Annotated in this window: 16 protein-coding genes; 8 read left to right on the forward strand and 8 right to left on the reverse strand. The window is 75.7% G+C overall.

Annotated features, from left to right (window positions below):
• Positions 1–25 precede the first annotated feature (25 nt).
• From O2W16_RS13425 to egtA, 8 genes are all read right to left on the reverse strand, one after another.
• A complete protein-coding gene (locus tag O2W16_RS13425; RefSeq protein ID WP_269159312.1) occupies positions 26–733 on the reverse strand; it encodes a class F sortase in 708 nt (235 codons plus the stop codon).
• Positions 734–758: 25 nt separating this feature from the next.
• Positions 759–1,577 (reverse strand): DUF4397 domain-containing protein, encoded by an 819-nt coding sequence (locus tag O2W16_RS13430; protein ID WP_269159313.1) that lies wholly within the window; start codon positions 1,575–1,577, stop codon positions 759–761.
• Between the two features lie 248 nt (positions 1,578–1,825).
• Positions 1,826–2,644, reverse strand: a complete 819-nt coding sequence (locus tag O2W16_RS13435; RefSeq protein ID WP_269159314.1) for a DUF4397 domain-containing protein — start codon at positions 2,642–2,644, stop codon at positions 1,826–1,828.
• Between the two features lie 79 nt (positions 2,645–2,723).
• Positions 2,724–3,866, reverse strand: coding sequence for an ergothioneine biosynthesis PLP-dependent enzyme EgtE (egtE, locus tag O2W16_RS13440; RefSeq protein ID WP_269159315.1), 1,143 nt, complete (start codon positions 3,864–3,866; stop codon positions 2,724–2,726).
• A gap of 7 nt (positions 3,867–3,873) precedes the next feature.
• Entirely contained in the window at positions 3,874–4,842 is a 969-nt protein-coding gene (egtD, locus tag O2W16_RS13445; RefSeq protein WP_269159316.1) for an L-histidine N(alpha)-methyltransferase, read from the reverse strand.
• Positions 4,839–5,543, reverse strand: coding sequence for an ergothioneine biosynthesis protein EgtC (gene egtC, locus O2W16_RS13450; protein ID WP_269159317.1), 705 nt, complete (start codon positions 5,541–5,543; stop codon positions 4,839–4,841). Before egtC ends, egtD begins: the two co-directional genes overlap by 4 nt.
• A 13-nt stretch (positions 5,544–5,556) precedes the next feature.
• Complete coding sequence (gene egtB / locus O2W16_RS13455) at positions 5,557–6,834, reverse strand: ergothioneine biosynthesis protein EgtB (protein WP_269159318.1); 1,278 nt, start codon at positions 6,832–6,834, stop codon at positions 5,557–5,559.
• Positions 6,831–8,105 carry an ergothioneine biosynthesis glutamate--cysteine ligase EgtA gene (gene egtA, locus O2W16_RS13460; RefSeq protein WP_269159319.1) on the reverse strand — a complete coding sequence of 425 codons (1,275 nt, stop codon included), beginning with the start codon at positions 8,103–8,105 and terminating at the stop codon, positions 6,831–6,833. Before egtA ends, egtB begins: the two co-directional genes overlap by 4 nt.
• A gap of 245 nt (positions 8,106–8,350) precedes the next feature.
• Between egtA and O2W16_RS13465 the strand changes: the two genes are divergently transcribed.
• The 8 genes from O2W16_RS13465 (at position 8,351) to O2W16_RS13500 (ending at position 15,496) form a co-directional block, all read left to right on the forward strand.
• Complete coding sequence (locus O2W16_RS13465) at positions 8,351–9,325, forward strand: sensor histidine kinase (RefSeq protein ID WP_269159320.1); 975 nt, start codon at positions 8,351–8,353, stop codon at positions 9,323–9,325.
• Between the two features lies 1 nt (position 9,326).
• The gene (locus tag O2W16_RS13470; RefSeq protein ID WP_269159321.1) at positions 9,327–9,839 is read left to right on the forward strand and encodes a DUF309 domain-containing protein; all 513 of its coding nucleotides are present in this window, start codon (positions 9,327–9,329) and stop codon (positions 9,837–9,839) included.
• Positions 9,836–10,276 (forward strand): SRPBCC domain-containing protein, encoded by a 441-nt coding sequence (locus tag O2W16_RS13475; protein WP_269159322.1) that lies wholly within the window; start codon positions 9,836–9,838, stop codon positions 10,274–10,276. Before O2W16_RS13470 ends, O2W16_RS13475 begins: the two co-directional genes overlap by 4 nt.
• A 121-nt stretch (positions 10,277–10,397) precedes the next feature.
• Positions 10,398–11,813: an NAD-dependent malic enzyme gene (locus O2W16_RS13480; protein ID WP_269159323.1), complete on the forward strand. Its 1,416-nt coding sequence runs from the start codon at positions 10,398–10,400 to the stop codon at positions 11,811–11,813.
• A gap of 5 nt (positions 11,814–11,818) precedes the next feature.
• Positions 11,819–12,976, forward strand: coding sequence for a MalY/PatB family protein (locus O2W16_RS13485; protein WP_269159324.1), 1,158 nt, complete (start codon positions 11,819–11,821; stop codon positions 12,974–12,976).
• Between the two features lie 70 nt (positions 12,977–13,046).
• The gene (locus O2W16_RS13490; protein ID WP_269159325.1) at positions 13,047–13,916 is read left to right on the forward strand and encodes an Fpg/Nei family DNA glycosylase; all 870 of its coding nucleotides are present in this window, start codon (positions 13,047–13,049) and stop codon (positions 13,914–13,916) included.
• Positions 13,917–13,987: 71 nt separating this feature from the next.
• On the forward strand, positions 13,988–14,647 hold the full coding sequence (locus O2W16_RS13495; RefSeq protein ID WP_269159326.1) for an HAD family hydrolase: 660 nt from the start codon (positions 13,988–13,990) through the stop codon (positions 14,645–14,647).
• A gap of 81 nt (positions 14,648–14,728) precedes the next feature.
• Complete coding sequence (locus tag O2W16_RS13500; protein ID WP_269159327.1) at positions 14,729–15,496, forward strand: hypothetical protein; 768 nt, start codon at positions 14,729–14,731, stop codon at positions 15,494–15,496.
• Positions 15,497–15,511 lie beyond the last annotated feature (15 nt).

Raw genomic sequence — 15,511 nt, forward strand, 5'->3', positions numbered from 1 at the left:
GGTGGCCGACGGACGGCCAGGAGGCTCATGGGAGCGGTTCGGCAACGACGACCACGTTGTCGCGATAACTGCGGAGCTCGGGGATGAAGGGGCCACCGCAGGTGACCAGCACCAGCCGTGGCGGGCCGTCCCGGCCGAAGATCGTGTCCAGCGGCAGGACCTGCTTGGTGATCAGCTCGCGGGAGACCACCTGCCAGCGGGTCTCCGCGCCGTTCGCGCCGGTGACCACGACGACGTCACCGACCTCGGTGCTGCGCAGCGGGGCCAGGGCGCCCAGCCCCTGCTCCCGGTCGTCGACGTGCCCGGCGAGCACCGCCGAGCCGTCGTCCCCCGGCACCGGACCGAACCGGTACCAGCCGACCCGGTCCACGTCCTCCGGCAGTTCCATCTGACCGTCCGGGGAGACCCCCACCGGGTCCAGTGGGGCGTCCACGCCCCGGGCCGGCAGGCTCAGCCGGACCGGAGCCGCAACCGGTGCAGCCACGGTGGGCGCCGCGTCCCGGGTGGTCACCGGAGGGAGGTCGAGTGCAGGCGGCGACGGCGGTACCGCCCCGGAGGGGGACGGTGCCGCCGTCGGTGACGGTGCCGGGGCCATCGCCGAGGGCGAGGACGCGTCGATCGCCTGCTCCACCGTGGTGCCCGTCGCCTCGTCGGGCTGGGTCAGTGCCCAGGTGACCGGTGTCCCGATCCCCAGGGCGAGGCCCAGCACCAAGACGACGGCGGGGGTGCGCACGGTGGTGCTCCTGTCCTCGGTCGGGTCAGACCCGGCTGGTGGCGTACTTGCGGCCGGCGAACGCGGCAGCGGCGAGGCCGGCCACGGTCAGGCCGACCAGCGGAGCCGGCATGCCCTCGTCAGCGGCCAGACCGGCCGAGCCACCGGGGACGCCGGACGGGGCCGAGGCCCCGGCCTGGACCGTCTGGGTGGCGAGCTCGTAGCCGGCGTCAGCCGAACCCCACGCATAGACGATCGTGTTGGCGCCCTCGGCCACGGTCAGGTCGGCCGGGCCGATCGCCACGGTGTCGGTCCCGGCGACGACCACGTCGGCGCTCACGTCGCCGGCCGGGACGGTCACCGACTCCTCGTTCGGGTTGACCAGGCCGTCGATGATGACCTCGCCACCGGCCCGGACGTCGACGGCGGGCGCCGCGGCCACGTGGCGCACGGTGAGCCGGCCCTCGCCCGCGGGCACCGCGGAGGTGTCGTTCACGAACGGGGTGAGCTCCGGGGCGCCGGCCTCGGTGAGGTGGGCGACCACGGTGGCGTCGGCGCCGGCCGGGATCTCCACGTCGTCGAGGCTGATCGCGACCTCGGCGGACTCCGGGTCGGCGCCGGCCGGGTAGACCGTCAGGTCGTACTCGCCGCCGGGCAGGGTGAGCGGCCCGGCGAGGGTGCCGGGCATGAAGTCGGAGATGAGCTCTTCACCGTTGGCGTAGACGTCGACCGGGGTCTCCGGGATCGCGTGCAGGACCGAGACGGTCGCGGTGTGCGTGTCGGCCAGCGCGGGGGTGGCCGCGAAGAGCAGGGCGAACGCGCCGGTGGCGCCGGCGGTCAGGGCAATCGGGCGGGTCTTGTTCACGGTGACGTTCCTTCCGTTGGAATGCACTGTTGTCTCGTACTCCCTGCCCACCTCCGGTCGTCGATGCACCTGATCCGGATCTGGAATTCATCGGATCTGCGTGCCAGCGTCGTGACCGGACCGTGGTGCCCGCCGTCGCGTTGGGCTGGGTCAGTGCCCAGGTGACCGGTGTCCCGATCCCCGGGGCGAGGCCCAGCACCAACACGACGGCGGGGCTGCACACGGTGGTGCGGCAGTTCTCGGTCGGGTCAGACCCGGCTGGTGGCGTACTTGCGGCCGGCGAACGCGGCAGCGGCGAGGCCGGCCACGGTCAGGCCGACCAGCGGAGCCGGCATGCCCTCGTCAGCGGCCAGACCGGCCGAGCCACCGGGGACGCCGGACGGGGCCGAGGCCCCGGCCTGGACCGTCTGGGTGGCGAACGCGTAGCCGGCGTCAGCCGAACCCCACGCGTAGACGATGGTGTTGGCGCCCTCGGCCACGGTCAGGTCGGCCGGGCCGATCGCCACGGTGTCGGTCCCGGCGACGACCACGTCGGCGGACACGTCACCCGCCGGCACGGTGACCGACTCCTCGTTCGGGTTGACCAGGCCGTCGATGATGACCTCGCCACCGGCCCGCACGTCGACCGCGGGCGCGTAGGCCACGTGGCGCACGGTGAGCCGGCCCTCGCCCGCGGGCACGGCCGAGGTGTCGTTGACGTACGGCGTGAGGGCGGGCTCGCCGGCCTCGGTCAGGTGGGCGGCCACCGTGGCGTTGGCGCCCGCCGGGACGGCGACGTCCATCGCCTGCAGCAGCGGGTCGCCGGACGCGTCCTCGGCGTCGGCCGGGTAGAGCGCCAGGTCGTACTCGCCGCCGGGCAGCGTGAGCGGGCCGGCCAGGGTGCCGGGCTGGAAGTCGTCGATCAGCAGCTCGCCGTTGGCGTAGACGTCGACCGGGGTCTCCGGGATGGCGTGCAGGACCGACAGGGTCGCGGTGTGCGTGTCGGCCAGCGCGGGCGTGGCCGCGAAGAGCAGGGCGAACGCGCCGGTGGCGCCGGCGGTCAGGGCGATCGGGCGGGTCTTGTTCACGGTGACGTTCCTTCCGTTGGGGTGGACTGTCATCTCGTACTTCCCGCCCACCCCCGGTCCTGGATGCAGCCGGCCCGGATCAGCGGGCCAGGGCAGTGGCCAGCAGGTCCAGCTGCTCGACGGTGGCGTCCAGGTGGGGGGAGACCCGGAGCACCGGGCCGGTGAGCTCACGGGGGGCCCGTTCCCGGCCGGCCGCCGTCGTCAGCACGCCGTGCTCGGTGCGCAGCCGGGCGGCCACCTGCCGGACGTCGACGTCCGGCGGCGGACGCAGCGTGGTGATCGCGGTCGGCTCGTCCAGCGGCTCGGCCACCTGCCACCCACCCCGGCCGTCGAGCCGCTCCCGGGTGGCGCGGCCCAGCGCGGTCAGCCGCTCGCGGGCCCGGTGCGGGCCGGCGGCCAGGTGCTCGCCCAGGGCCACCACCAGACCGACCCGGCCGGCCACGTGCGCGTCGTGCGACTCGTACCAGCGGGCGTGGTCGACCCCGGTGCGGTCCTCGTCGTGCAGCTCCGGGCCCACGAGCGGGGAGAGCAGCGCGCTGACCGCCGGGCGCAGGACGAGGAAGCCGACGCCACGCGGCCCGGCGAGCCACTTGCGCGAGGTGCCGTAGGCCGCGTCGGCACCCAGGTCGCAGTCGACGTGGCCGAGGGCCTGCGCCACGTCCAGCACCAGGGGGACGCCGGCGGCCCGGCACAGTGCGGCGACCTCCCGCCCGGGCTGGACGACGCCGCGGTGGCTGGCCACCAGGGTGACGTGCACGAACGCCGGCGGGTCGTCGCGCAGCGCCCGTTCGACGCCGGCCAGGTCGGCCCGGCCCACGGCGTCGGCGGGCAGCACCACCGGCGTCAGCCCGGCGGCGGTGAACGCGGCGATGTTCTGCCAGTACTCCCCGGGCAGCACGCCGACCCGGGCGCCCGGCGCCAGCCGCCAGCGGGAGACCAGCGTGCGCACCGCCGCCGACGCGCTCTCGGTGAAGGCCACGTCGGCGGCGGCCATCCCGACCAGCCCGGCCAGCACCGAGCGGCCCTGCTGCAGCAACCCCTCGGCCGCCTGCTCGGCGACGTAGCCGCCGAGCTCGGCCTCGTGCCGGGCGTGCCGGGCGACGGCGTCGAGCACCGCGGTGCTCTGCCGGCTGCAGGCGGCGTGGTCCACGTGCACGGCAGCCGCCCGCGGGCGGGCGGCGCGCCAGGCCTCGCCGAGGTCGTCGTGCGGGAGCCGGCTCACCGTCGGGTCACGCCCGCACCGACAGGGACAGCGCGACGTCACCGGCGGCATCGGTCCACCAGTGGGTCATCCGCAGGCCGGCGGCGGCCAGCTCCTGCTCGACCCGGGCGCGGCGGAACTTGCTCGACACCTCGGTGCGCACCTCCTCCCCGGCGGCGAAGGGCACCGTCAGCCCGATCGCGGCCAGCTCCACGACCTGGTCCCGGGTCGACCGCAGCCGCATCTCGATCCGCTCCTCCTCGGGGTCCCACACCGCGACGTGCTCGAAGGCGGCCGGGTCGGCGTCGCCCTTCAGCTCCCGGTTCAGCACCGCGAGGACGTTCTTGTTGAACGCCGCGGTCACCCCGGCGGCGTCGTCGTAGGCGCGCACCAGCCGGGCGGGGTCCTTGACCAGGTCGGTGCCGAGCAGGAACGAGTCCCCGGGCCGCAGGGTCGCCGCGAGGGAGGACAGGAAGGCCGCCCGCGCGTCGGGCTCCAGGTTGCCGATCGTGGAGCCCAGGAAGGCGACCAGCCGGCGACCCTCCTGCGGCAGCTCGCCGAGGTGCACGGTGAAGTCGGCGACCACCGCGTCGACCGCCGTCCCCGGGTAGGCCGCGGTGATCTGGGCGCCGGCGGCCCGCAGCACCGTGGGGTCGACGTCGACGGGCACGAACCGGCGGAGCGTGCCCGCCTCGGTCAGTGCGGTGAGCAGCAGCCGGGTCTTCTCCGAGGTCCCGCTGCCCAGCTCCACCAGCGTGTCCGCACCGGTGGCCGCGGCGACGTCCGCGGCCCGTTCGGCCAGCAGGGCCCGCTCCGCGCGGGTCGGGTAGTACTCCGGCAGCCGGGTGATCTCGTCGAACAGCTCGCTGCCGCGCTCGTCGTAGAACCAGCGGGGCGGCAGGGTCTTCGTCGGTCCCGTCAGGCCGGCGCGCGCGTCGGCGGCGAGCGCGGCGCCGGGGTCGACCGTGCCGAGGTGGTCGGTGAGCGTGAACGTCATGCGGGCTCCGATGCATCGAGGGAGGTCTGGGTCAGGCCGTCGGGGGTGACCTCGACGAGCGTGCGGTCGGGGACGTCGGCCCAGCGCGGGTCGTCGTCCCACGGTTCGCTGGCCAGCGCCGTCCCCTCGTCGGTGACCAGCACCGAGAGGGTGTCCCCCCAGGTGGTGGCCAGCAGCCGGGTGCCGTCGGCGGCCAGCAGGTTCAGCCGTGCGGCCGGGTCGGCGGCGCCCACCTCCCGGACGGTGGCGCCGAGGCGCTCCAGCCCGCGGGAGAAGACCAGCGCGGCCAGCAGTGCGCTGTCGACCACCGACTCGGCGTCCCGGGCCGGGGGCAGCACCGCCCGGTCGACCCGGCCGTTGTGCGAGAGCAGCCAGCGGCCGTCGGTGAACGGGGCGGCTGCCGCCTCCTCGATGGGCATCCCCACGGTCGCCGAGCGGACGGCCGCGAGCACGCAGCGGGCCGAGACCGCGGGGGCGACCGAGGCGAAGGAGCCTGACCCCCACAGCGGCCGCTCCGACCGCCAGCGGGCCGGCTCCGGGCGGCCGTCGGCCCAGAAGCCCACCCCCCAGCCGTCGGCGTTCACCGTGCCGTAGCGCTGCCGGCGGGGCGCGTAGGACTGCACCAGCAGGGACGACGGCGGGTCGAGCACCAGGGCCGCCAACGTCCGCGGTTGGCCGAGCCAGGCGAGGTGCCGGCACATCAGACGGCCGCGGTCACGCGTCGAGGGCGAGTCGGATGCCGCTGAAGACCTGCCGGCGCACCGGGTGGTCCCAGTTGCGGAAGCTCGGCCGCAATACCGAGGCGCCCACCGCCCAGGAGCCGCCGCGCAGCACCTTGTAGTCACCGCCGAAGAAGGGGGCGGAGTAGTCGGCGTAGAGCATCGGGGTGAAGCCCGGCCACGGTCGGAGGTCCGAGGAGGTCCACTCCCACACGTCCCCCATCAGCTGCTCCACTCCGAGCGCGGACGCGCCGGCGGGGTAGGCGCCCACGGGGGCGGGCCGCAGCGCCGAGCCACCGAGGTTGGCCAGCTCCGGCGTCGGGTCGGCCTGACCCCACGGGAACCGCCGCCGGCCGCCGGTGTCCGGGTCCCAGGTCGCCGCCTTCTCCCACTCCTCCTCGGTCGGCAGCCGGCCACCGGCCCAGGCGGCGTACGCCTCGGCCTCGAAGAAGGTGACGTGCTGGACCGGTTCGTCACCCGGCAGCTCCTCGACCAGGCCGAACCGGGTCCGGGTGCCCTCCGGCCCCCAGAACTGTGGTGCGGTGAGGCCGGCGTCGCAGCGGTGCTGCCAGCCGCGCGCGGACCACCAGCGCGGGTCGGTGTAGCCGCCGTCGGCGACGAACGCGGCGTACTCGGCGTTGGTGACCGGCACCCGCCCGATCCGGAACGCCGGGACGTCGACGACGTGCGCCGGTCGCTCGTTGTCCAGCGAGAACGGCTCGTCGGTGCCGTCGACACCGAGCCGGAACGGGCCGCCGGGGACCAGCACCGTCGTGCCGGCCACCCCGGACCGGCCGAGCGGCAGCGGGGAACCGGTGCCCAGCAGCGGCGGGCCGGCCCGCAGCTGCAGGGTCTGCAGCATCGTCTCGTCGTGCTGCTGCTCGTGGCTGACCACCATGGCGACCTCGAACGGGTCGTCGTCCGGCCCGGACCGGTCGAGCCGGTCCAGCACCCGGCCCCGCACCTCGGCGCAGAACGCCCGGGCCTCCACCGGCGGCAGCAGCGGCAGCCGGACGCGCGCGGCCCGGGGGTGGGTGAAGGCGTCGTACAGCTGCTCGACGTCCGGTGGCAGCACGCCGGTGCACCGGGCGTCGCCGCCGCGCAGCAGCCACAGGTCCTCCTGTTGGCCGACGTGGGCCAGGTCCCAGACCAGCGGGCTCATCAGCGGCGAGTGCTGGCGCAGCAGCTCGGGCTCGTCGTGTTCGGTGAGCAGCAGGGTGCGGTCGCGGGCGTCGGCGAGATCCCGGGCGAGGGTCTCCCTCAGGTCGGTCATGTCCCCTCCTCGGTGTCGTGGGCGGCGGCCAGCAGCGCGGCTGCCGGGCCGTCGGTCCGGGCGGTGTGCAGCAGTGCGTCGCCGGGGCTTGCCCGGCGCCCGACCAGTTCGACCAGGGCCTCGACCTGCGCCCGCAGGCCCGCCGGCGCCCGGTCGGCAGCGACCTCCAGGCAGGTGACGGCCGCGGTGTGCAGCTCCCGGTCGGCGAGCCCGGCCCGGGCGGCCGGTTCCCAGCGGTCGGCGACCGGCTCGACCGCCGCGGCGGCGGTGTCGGCGGCCACCGGGTCGTCGAGCAGGGTGCCGGCCACGGCCGCGAGCGCCGGCCACCACGGTTCAGGGGCGGCGTCGAGGTAGCGCAGCTCCAGGTAGCCGCGCAGCCGGACCGGGGGGAAGAGCGTGGTCAGGTGGTAGTCGAGGTCGGCCACCGTCGGCCGCCGGTCGGTCGGTCCGGCCCCGCGGACCCACTCGTCGAACGACGTCCGACCGCGCACCGGGACGGCGTCGCCCGCCGGGCCGCGGACCAGCATCACCGGGGCTGCCATCGCGAAGGCGGCCCATTCGTCGGCCGGGTCGGCTCCACCGGGCAGGGGGCCGCAGCGACCGGGGTCGAGCTGGGCCCAGATCCGCTGCCGACCGGAGCGCCACCCGGTCTCCGCGCCGGCCAGGAGCGGGGAGCAGGCGGAGACCGCCACGAGCACCGGGCCCAGCGCGGTGGCCAGCCGGACCCGTGCCGCCCAGTCCGCAGGCGCCCCGGCCTCCAGGTTGACCTGCAGCGCGGCGGTGCAGGTCATCATCGCGACGCCGGCGGCCCGGTGGCCCGCCGCCCGGAAGTGCTCCTCCATGGCCACGTACCGGGGGCCGGGGTTCACCCGGTGCGCGGGCCGGCAGGGGTCCGTGCCGATCGGGGCCAGCCCCAGGCCCCCCGCGCCCAGTCGGCTCCGGACGGCCGCGAGGTCTGCTCGCAGGGCGGTGACCGCGGCGGTGACGTCGGCGGCCGGCGGGCCGGACAGCTCGACCTGGCCGCCGGGCTCCAGGGTGACCCGGCTGCCGCCGTCCAGCGGGGGCAGCGTCGCGACGGCCGCGGTGACCCGGTGCCACGGCACCCGGGTGCCGGGGGAAGCCAGGTCGACCAGGTGGGCCTCGAGCTCCAGCCCGATCGGCCCGGTCGTCGCCGGGCGCAGCGCACGGGCGGCGACGTGCTCCCGGGCGGCGTCCAGGTCGGGCAGGACGTCGTCGGTGGGATGGTCGGCGAGTGCTGTGGACGTGGTCATGTCGCCCCCTCCAGGTCCGGACCGGTCGAGTCGACCGCGGGTCGGTGCGGGGGCGGCGTGCCGTGCGGCGGCCGTCCTCGCTGACCATCTTCCACGGATGTGGCCGCGCGGCAACCCGCTCCTCCGGCGTCCTCGGCAGCTCCCGGCCGGCGGTACGCCTAGGTGGGCCGTGAGCGGGTAGGGACGCCCTGGACACGGCTGCCAGGACGGCGGCTCCGCGACGGGCAGGACGGGGATCAGCACGCATGGACGGGGCAGCCGGGTCCGGCAGACACCGGGCGCTGATCGGCGCCTCGGACGCCGAGTTGGTCGACGGCACCGTCGCCTTCGTCTGCGCCGGGCTGGACGCCGGGCAGCCCGTGGTGGTCGCCTGCAGCGACCGCACCGCCCAGGTCCTGCAGCACGCGCTCAGTGACCGGCCGCAGGTGACCTGGATCCCGTGGTCCGACGTGTACGGCAACGGCCCGGCCGCGGCGATCACCGCCGTCCGCCGTCTCGGGGAGCGCCACCGGGTGGCGGCCAGCCCGGTGGTCCGCGTCGTCCTCGAGCCCGTGCCCGGCTCCGACCACGACACCTGGCGGGAGTGGCAGCGGTACGACGCCGTCCTGGACCACCAGCTCGCCGAGGCGCAACGCACCGGTGACGACCCGCTGATGGTGCTCTGCCTGTGCGACACCCGGCGGATGCCGGGGCCCCTGGTCGACGCCGCCCGGGCCACCCACCCGGTGCTCCAGGTCGACGGACGGGAGCAGGTGAACCCCGACCACGTCGACCCCGGGGAGTACCTGGCCTCGCTGCCGGTCCCGCCCGAGCCGCTGGAGTCGACCGAGCCGCTGGTGCACGCGGACTCGGTGCGCGACCTGCGCGGGCTGCGCCGTGACCTCGCCACCCGGGCTGCCGACGCCCGGTTGCCGACCGGTTCCGAGCCCGCGCTGGAGGACTTCCTCCTCGCCGTCGACGAGATGACCACGAACGCGCTGCGCCACGGCCGGCCACCGGTCGACCTGCGGCTGTGGGCCGGCGAGGACCGGCTGGTCTGCACGGTGACCGACCACGGCGCCGGGCTGCAGGACCCGTTCATCGGCTACGGCCCGGCCCATGGCGATGACCTGTCGCTGGGCGGCATGGGGCTGTGGCTGGCCCGCCAGCTGTGCGACCACGTCGACATCACCGAGGCCGGTGACGGCGTGCAGGTCCGGCTCACCACCGTCCTGCGCTGACGTGCCCGGGGAGCCCCGCGACCGGGACGACGCCGGTCGGGCGCGCAGCGGCCGACCGCGCGACGCGCTGGGCCGGCCGCTGCCCCACGGGTCACCGGGCGAGCCGCGCGCGCCGGAGGGGCTGATCCGCACGCCCGGCCAGACGTTGGCGGAGGCGCAGCAGCTGCTGGACGCCGGCCGCCCGTTCCACGCCCACGAGGTGCTCGAGGACGCGTGGAAGACCGGTCCGGACGACGAGCGGGACCTGTGGCGGGGCCTGGCCCAGCTCGCCGTCGGCCTGACCCACGTGCTGCGCGGCAACCTGCCGGGTGCGGCCACCCTGCTGACCCGGGGCGCCCGCTCGCTGGGCACCGCCGGGCCGGCCGCCGCCCGGCACGGCGTGGACACCGCGGGGCTGGTCGCGTGGGGGGACCGGCTGGGCGAGGTCGCCGCGGCCGGTGCGCCCCCGGACCCGGCGCCGCCGCGGCTGACCCTTCCACCGAGGGGTGACGAAGAGCACACTCGGCCCCGATGAGGAGCTACGAGGCGGCCACCCGCATCGACGCCGGGGCCGAACAGGTGTGGGCGGTGCTGGTCGACGTCGGCAGCTGGCGCGACTGGAACTCGGGGATCGACCGGGTGGAGGGCGCCGTGCGGCTCGGTGCCCCGCTGCTGCTGGTCGCCACCGGCACCCGGCGCCGGCCGTTGCGGGCCACGGTGACCGAGATCCGGCCGGCGGAGTCGATGCGCTGGCACAGCGGCCTGCCGCTGGACCTGTTCGTCGCCGAGCGCACCTTCCGGCTCGACCCGCAGGGCGACGGCAGCACCGCGTTCACCGTGCGCGAGGAGTACCGCGGCCCGCTGGCGCCGTTGATGATCCGCACCGTGCCCGACCTCAACCCGGCCTTCCGCCAGTTCGCGGTCGGGCTCAAGGCCCGGGCTGAGCAGCGGGCCGCCGAACTCCCGTCCTGAGTTCCGCATGGTGGGATGGATCGCCCGACAGGTGGAAAAACGGGGTCCGTGGTGCCACGATGGTCGAGTGACGTCCCTCACTCCTGACTCGGCACCCGCTCCCGTCGTCCACCGCGGGCCGGTGACCTCGGCGTCCTACTCGATCACCGTCCGGCTCACCGCCGACGGTGACCCGGCCAGCGTCGGCCGGATCGCCACCGCGGTGGGCAACGCCGGCGGCGCGGTCACCGCGATCGACGTGGTCGAGTCCCGCCCCGACGGCCTCACCGTGGACGTCACCTGCTCGGCCGCCGACGCCGAGCACTCCGAGGAGGTCGTCGCCGCCCTCGACGCGGTGGAGAACGTGCACGTCCGCAAGGTCAGCGACCGCACCTTCCTGCTGCACCTGGGCGGCAAGCTGGAGGTCGCCTCCCGGGTGCCGCTGAAGACCCGCGACGACCTGTCGATGGCCTACACCCCCGGCGTCGCCCGGGTCTGCCTGGCGCTGGCCGAGCACCCCGAGGACGTCCGCCGGCTCACCATCAAGGGCAACACCGTCGCCGTCGTCACCGACGGCTCGGCGGTGCTGGGGCTGGGCGACATCGGGCCGGGCGCCTCCATGCCGGTCATGGAGGGCAAGGCGGCCCTGTTCAAGCGGTTCGGCGACATCGACGCCTGGCCGATCGCGCTGGACACCCAGGACGTCGACGAGATCGTGCGCACCGTCGAGCTCATCGCCCCCGGCTTCGGCGGCATCAACCTGGAGGACATCTCCGCCCCCCGCTGCTTCGAGATCGAGGCCCGGCTGCGGGAGAAGCTCGACATCCCGGTCTTCCACGACGACCAGCACGGCACCGCGATCTGCGTGCTCGCCGCGCTGCGCAACGCGCTGCGCGTCGTGGACAAGCAGCTCGAGGACGTCGCGGTCGTCGTCGCCGGCGGCGGCGCGGCCGGGACGGCGATCGTCACCCTGCTGCTGGAGGCCGGGGCCACGAACGTGCTGGTCTGGGACCGGGAGGGCGTCCTCGCCCCCGACGACGAGCGGCTCTCCCCGGCGAAGCTGGACCTGGCCCGGCGCACCAACCCCGGCTGCCGGCGGGGCGAGCTGGCCGACGCCCTGGTCGGCGCGGACGTGTTCATCGGGGTCAGCGCGGCCAACGTCATCCAGGCCGAGGTGCTCGCCGGGATGGCCGACCGGGCGGTGGTCTTCCCGATGGCCAACCCCACGCCGGACGTCGACCCGGTGCGGGCCCGGCAGTACGCCGCCGTCGTCGCCTCCGGCCGCTCGGACCTGCCCAACCAGATCAACAACGTGCTGGCGTTCCCCGGGGTCTTCCGCGGGCTGCTCGACGCCCGGGCCAAGGAGATCCGCCCCGGCATGCTGCTGGCTGCCGCCGACGCGCTGGCCGCGGTGGTGGGCGACGACCAGCTCAACGCCAACTACATCATCCCCAGCGTCTTCGACCCCGCCGTCGCCACCGCGGTGGCCAGCGCCGTGGAGGAGTCGGCCCGCGCCGAGCCCGGTGCCACCGTGGACCTGCCCGGCGACGCAGACTGACCCGGGTGGGCACCTCCTTCGACGCACTGACCGAGGACGCGCTGCGCTCGGCCGGCAGCCTCAAGTGGACGAGGTACGGCGACGCGCTGGGTGCCTTCGTCGCCGAGATGGACTTCGGGACGGCGCCGGTGGTGACCCGGGCGCTGCACGACGCGGTCGACGCCGGGGCGCTGGGCTACCTGCCCGGCCCGGTCGCCGATGCGATGGCGCAGGCGTGCGCCAGCTGGCAGCTGCGCCGGTACGGCTGGGAGCTGCCGGCCGAGTGGATCACCCCGCTGGGCGACGTCGTCGCCGGCCTGCAGGCGGCGATCGAGCACTTCACCCCCGCCGGCGCGCCGGTCGTGCTGCCCACCCCGGCGTACATGCCGTTCCTGAAGGTGCCCCGGCTGATGGGCCGCGAGCTGGTCGAGGTGCCGATGGTGCCGGGCGACGACGGCCGACTGACCCATGACCTCGCGGCGCTGGACCGGGCACTGAGCCCGGGGGCCCTGCTGGTGCACGTCAACCCGCACAACCCGGTGGGTCGGGTGTTCACCACGGCCGAGCAGGTCGCCCTGGCCGAGGTCGTGGACCGGAACGGCGCCCGGGTGTTCGCCGACGAGATCCACGCGCCGCTGGTGTACCCGGGGGCGGTGCACCGGCCCTACGCCGCGCTGTCGGAGGCCACGGCCCGGCACACGGTGACCGCGACGTCGGCGTCCAAGGCGTTCAACGTGCCCGGGCTCAAGGCCGCGCAGCTGCTGCTGTCCAACCCGGCCGACGCCGCGCACTGGGCCGAGGTCGGCGAGCTGGCCGGTCACGGCGCCTCCACCCCCGGGGTGCTGGCCAGCACGGCGGCGTACGAGCAGGGGGAGGAGTGGCTGGACGACGTCCTGGCGTACCTGGACGGCAACCGCCGGCTGCTGGCCGAGCTGCTCGCCGAGCACCTGCCGGCGGTGCGGTACACCCCGCCGGAGGGCACCTACCTGGCCTGGCTGGACGGCCGGGAGCTGGGGATCGAGGAGCCGCTGGGCGAGTTCTTCCTGCGCGAGGCCGGCGTGGCGCTGGTGGACGGGCCGGAGTGCGGCGCCCCCGGGGCCGGGCACGTCCGGCTGAACCTGGCCACCCCCCGCCCGGTGCTCCGCACGATCGTCGACCGCATGGCCACCGCCGTCACCCGCTGAGGGGCCGAAGTCGCGATTTTGGCCCCTGGGGAGGACGACGGGGGTGGTGTTCCACGTGGATCATGGGGCCGTGCCCGAGTTGCCCGAGGTGGAGGCGCTGGCGGCGTTCCTGCGGGAGAACGCGGTCGGCCGGATCGTGACGCGCGTCGACCTGGCCGCGGTGCAGGCGATCAAGACGTTCGACCCGCCGCTGTCCTCGTTGGCCGGGCTGGAGCTCACCGGCGCCTCCCGGCACGGCAAGTTCCTCGACCTGGACGTCTCCGGGCTGCACCTGGTCGTCCACCTGGCCCGGGCCGGCTGGCTGCACTGGCGGCAGAACCTGCCCACCGCACCGCCCAAGCCGGGCAAGGGCCCGCTGGCGCTGCGGGTGCACCTGGAGCCGCGCGAGGGAGAGCTGCCCGAGGGCTTCGACCTGACCGAGCAGGGCACCCGCAAGGGGCTGGCGGTGTACGTCGTCCGCTCGCCGGCGGAGGTGCCGGGCATCGCCCGGCTGGGCCCGGACGCGCTGGAGCTGGACGCCGAGACGCTCGGGGCGCTGCTGGCCGGCCGGCGCACCCAGCTCAAGGGCACCCTCACCGACCAGACCGTGCTGTCCGGGATCGGGAACGCCTACTCCGACGAGATCCTGCACGCCGCCCGGCTCTCCCCGTTCAAGATGGCCGACAAGGTCACCGACGACGAGCTGCTCCGGCTGCACATGGCTGTGCACGAGACGTTGACCGGGGCCCTGGACCGTCAGCTGGGGCAGCGGGCGGCGACGCTCAAGGGAGAGAAGCGGGCCGGCCTGCAGGTGCACGCCCGCACCGGGCTGCCCTGCCCGGTCTGCGGGGACACCGTGCGTGAGGTGTCCTTCGCCGACACCTCGCTGCAGTACTGCGCGACCTGCCAGACCGGCGGCAAGCCGCTGGCCGACCGGCGGATGTCCAAGCTGCTGCGCTGACGAAGGACCCCGTTGCCCCCCGCCACTCGCACGCTCGCGGCGGGACCCTGCAACGGGGCCATACTGGCGGCGTGCTGGTGACCTTCGACCTGTTCAGCGCGCTGATCGACTCCCGGACGGGCGGGTCGGCGGTGTTCGCCCGGCTGGCGACCGGCCACGGCTGGGACGTCGCCGGCACCGACCTCTACGACGACTGGGACGCCCGCAACAAGGCCTCGCAGAAGGACGTCGCCGACTGGGTGCCCTTCGCCGAGCACTGCCGGCGCGCCCTCACCGACACCTACGCGGCCCGGGGCCTGGACGCCGACGCCACCGCGGACACCCTCGCGCTGCTGGCGTCGTTGCCGGACTGGCCGCTGTGGCCCGACGTCGGCCGGGCGCTGCCGCTGGTGGCCGAGCAGCACCAGGTCGGGGTGCTGTCCAACGTGGACGACGACCTGTTCGCCCGCACCCGCGTCGCCGGCCTGGTGCACCCGGACGCCGTCCTGACCAGTGAGCGGCTGCACGCCTACAAGCCGCACCCGGAGATCTACCAGCGGGCGGCCGAGGCCGGGGCCGCGGTGCACGTCCCCGCGTCCGCGCGGGACACCCGGGGGGCGCTGGAGGCCGGGCTCACGGTCGTCCGGGTGCGCCGTCCGGGGCACCGCGTCGACCCGGACGGGCCGCAGCCGCAGCACGAGGTCACCGATCTCCTGGAGCTCCCCGGCGTGCTCGCTGCCCTGACCGGGTAGACCGCCCGCGGACGCGGCCGATCCCGGTGGCTCGACGGACCGGGGGAGAGCCGACGAGCAGGAGCGGACGAGGAGGTACCGATGAGGGACACCCCCCGCGTCGTCGCGGTGGTCGCTGCGGCGGTCGCCCAGATCGTCGGGAGCCCGCTGGGCTCCGCCATCGCCGGCCGCAGCGTCGGCGACGTCAGCGACGCCGACCGCTCGTTGGTCACCCCGGCCGGTTGGGCCTTCAGCATCTGGGGGCTGATCTTCGCCGGGTCGCTGGCCTGGGCGGTCTACCAGGCGCTGCCCGCCCAGCGCGAGCGCGAGGTGCACCGGCGCACCGGGTGGCCGCTGGCCGTCGCGTTCGCCGGGAACGCCGTCTGGGAGGTCGTCTTCCCACTGGACGGGGCCTGGCAGTACGTCGCCACGGTGCTGATCTTCGGGATCACCGCAGCGGCCGCCGTCGCCTACGTCCGGCTGCAGACCGTGCCGGCCGACGGGCTGGCCCGGTTCCTGCCGCGGGCCACCGCGGGGTTGCTGTTGGGCTGGCTCACCGTGGCGTCGGTGGCCGCGGTGGGCAGCACCGGGGTGGCGCTCGGGCTGTCCCCGGACACCCTCGCGGCCCAGGCCTGGGCGGTCGCCGCGCTGGTCACGGTCGCCGGGGTCGCCGCCGCGGTGCTCCTCGGCTCCTACGTCGCCGCCGGCCCGTTCGCGGCCGCGGTCATCTGGGGCCTGCTCGGCATCGCTGCCGCCGAGGGGCCGCAGCAGGTCGCCGTGGCCGCGATCAGCGCAGCCGCCGTCGTCCTGGTGGCGCTGGCCGGCCGGGCGTTGACCCGGACCGACCGCAGCGCCCTGCTGGTCGGCTGAGCGCGCCGCCCGGGC

Source organism: Modestobacter sp. VKM Ac-2984, from assembly GCF_026967985.1.
GTDB lineage: Bacteria > Actinomycetota > Actinomycetes > Mycobacteriales > Geodermatophilaceae > Modestobacter.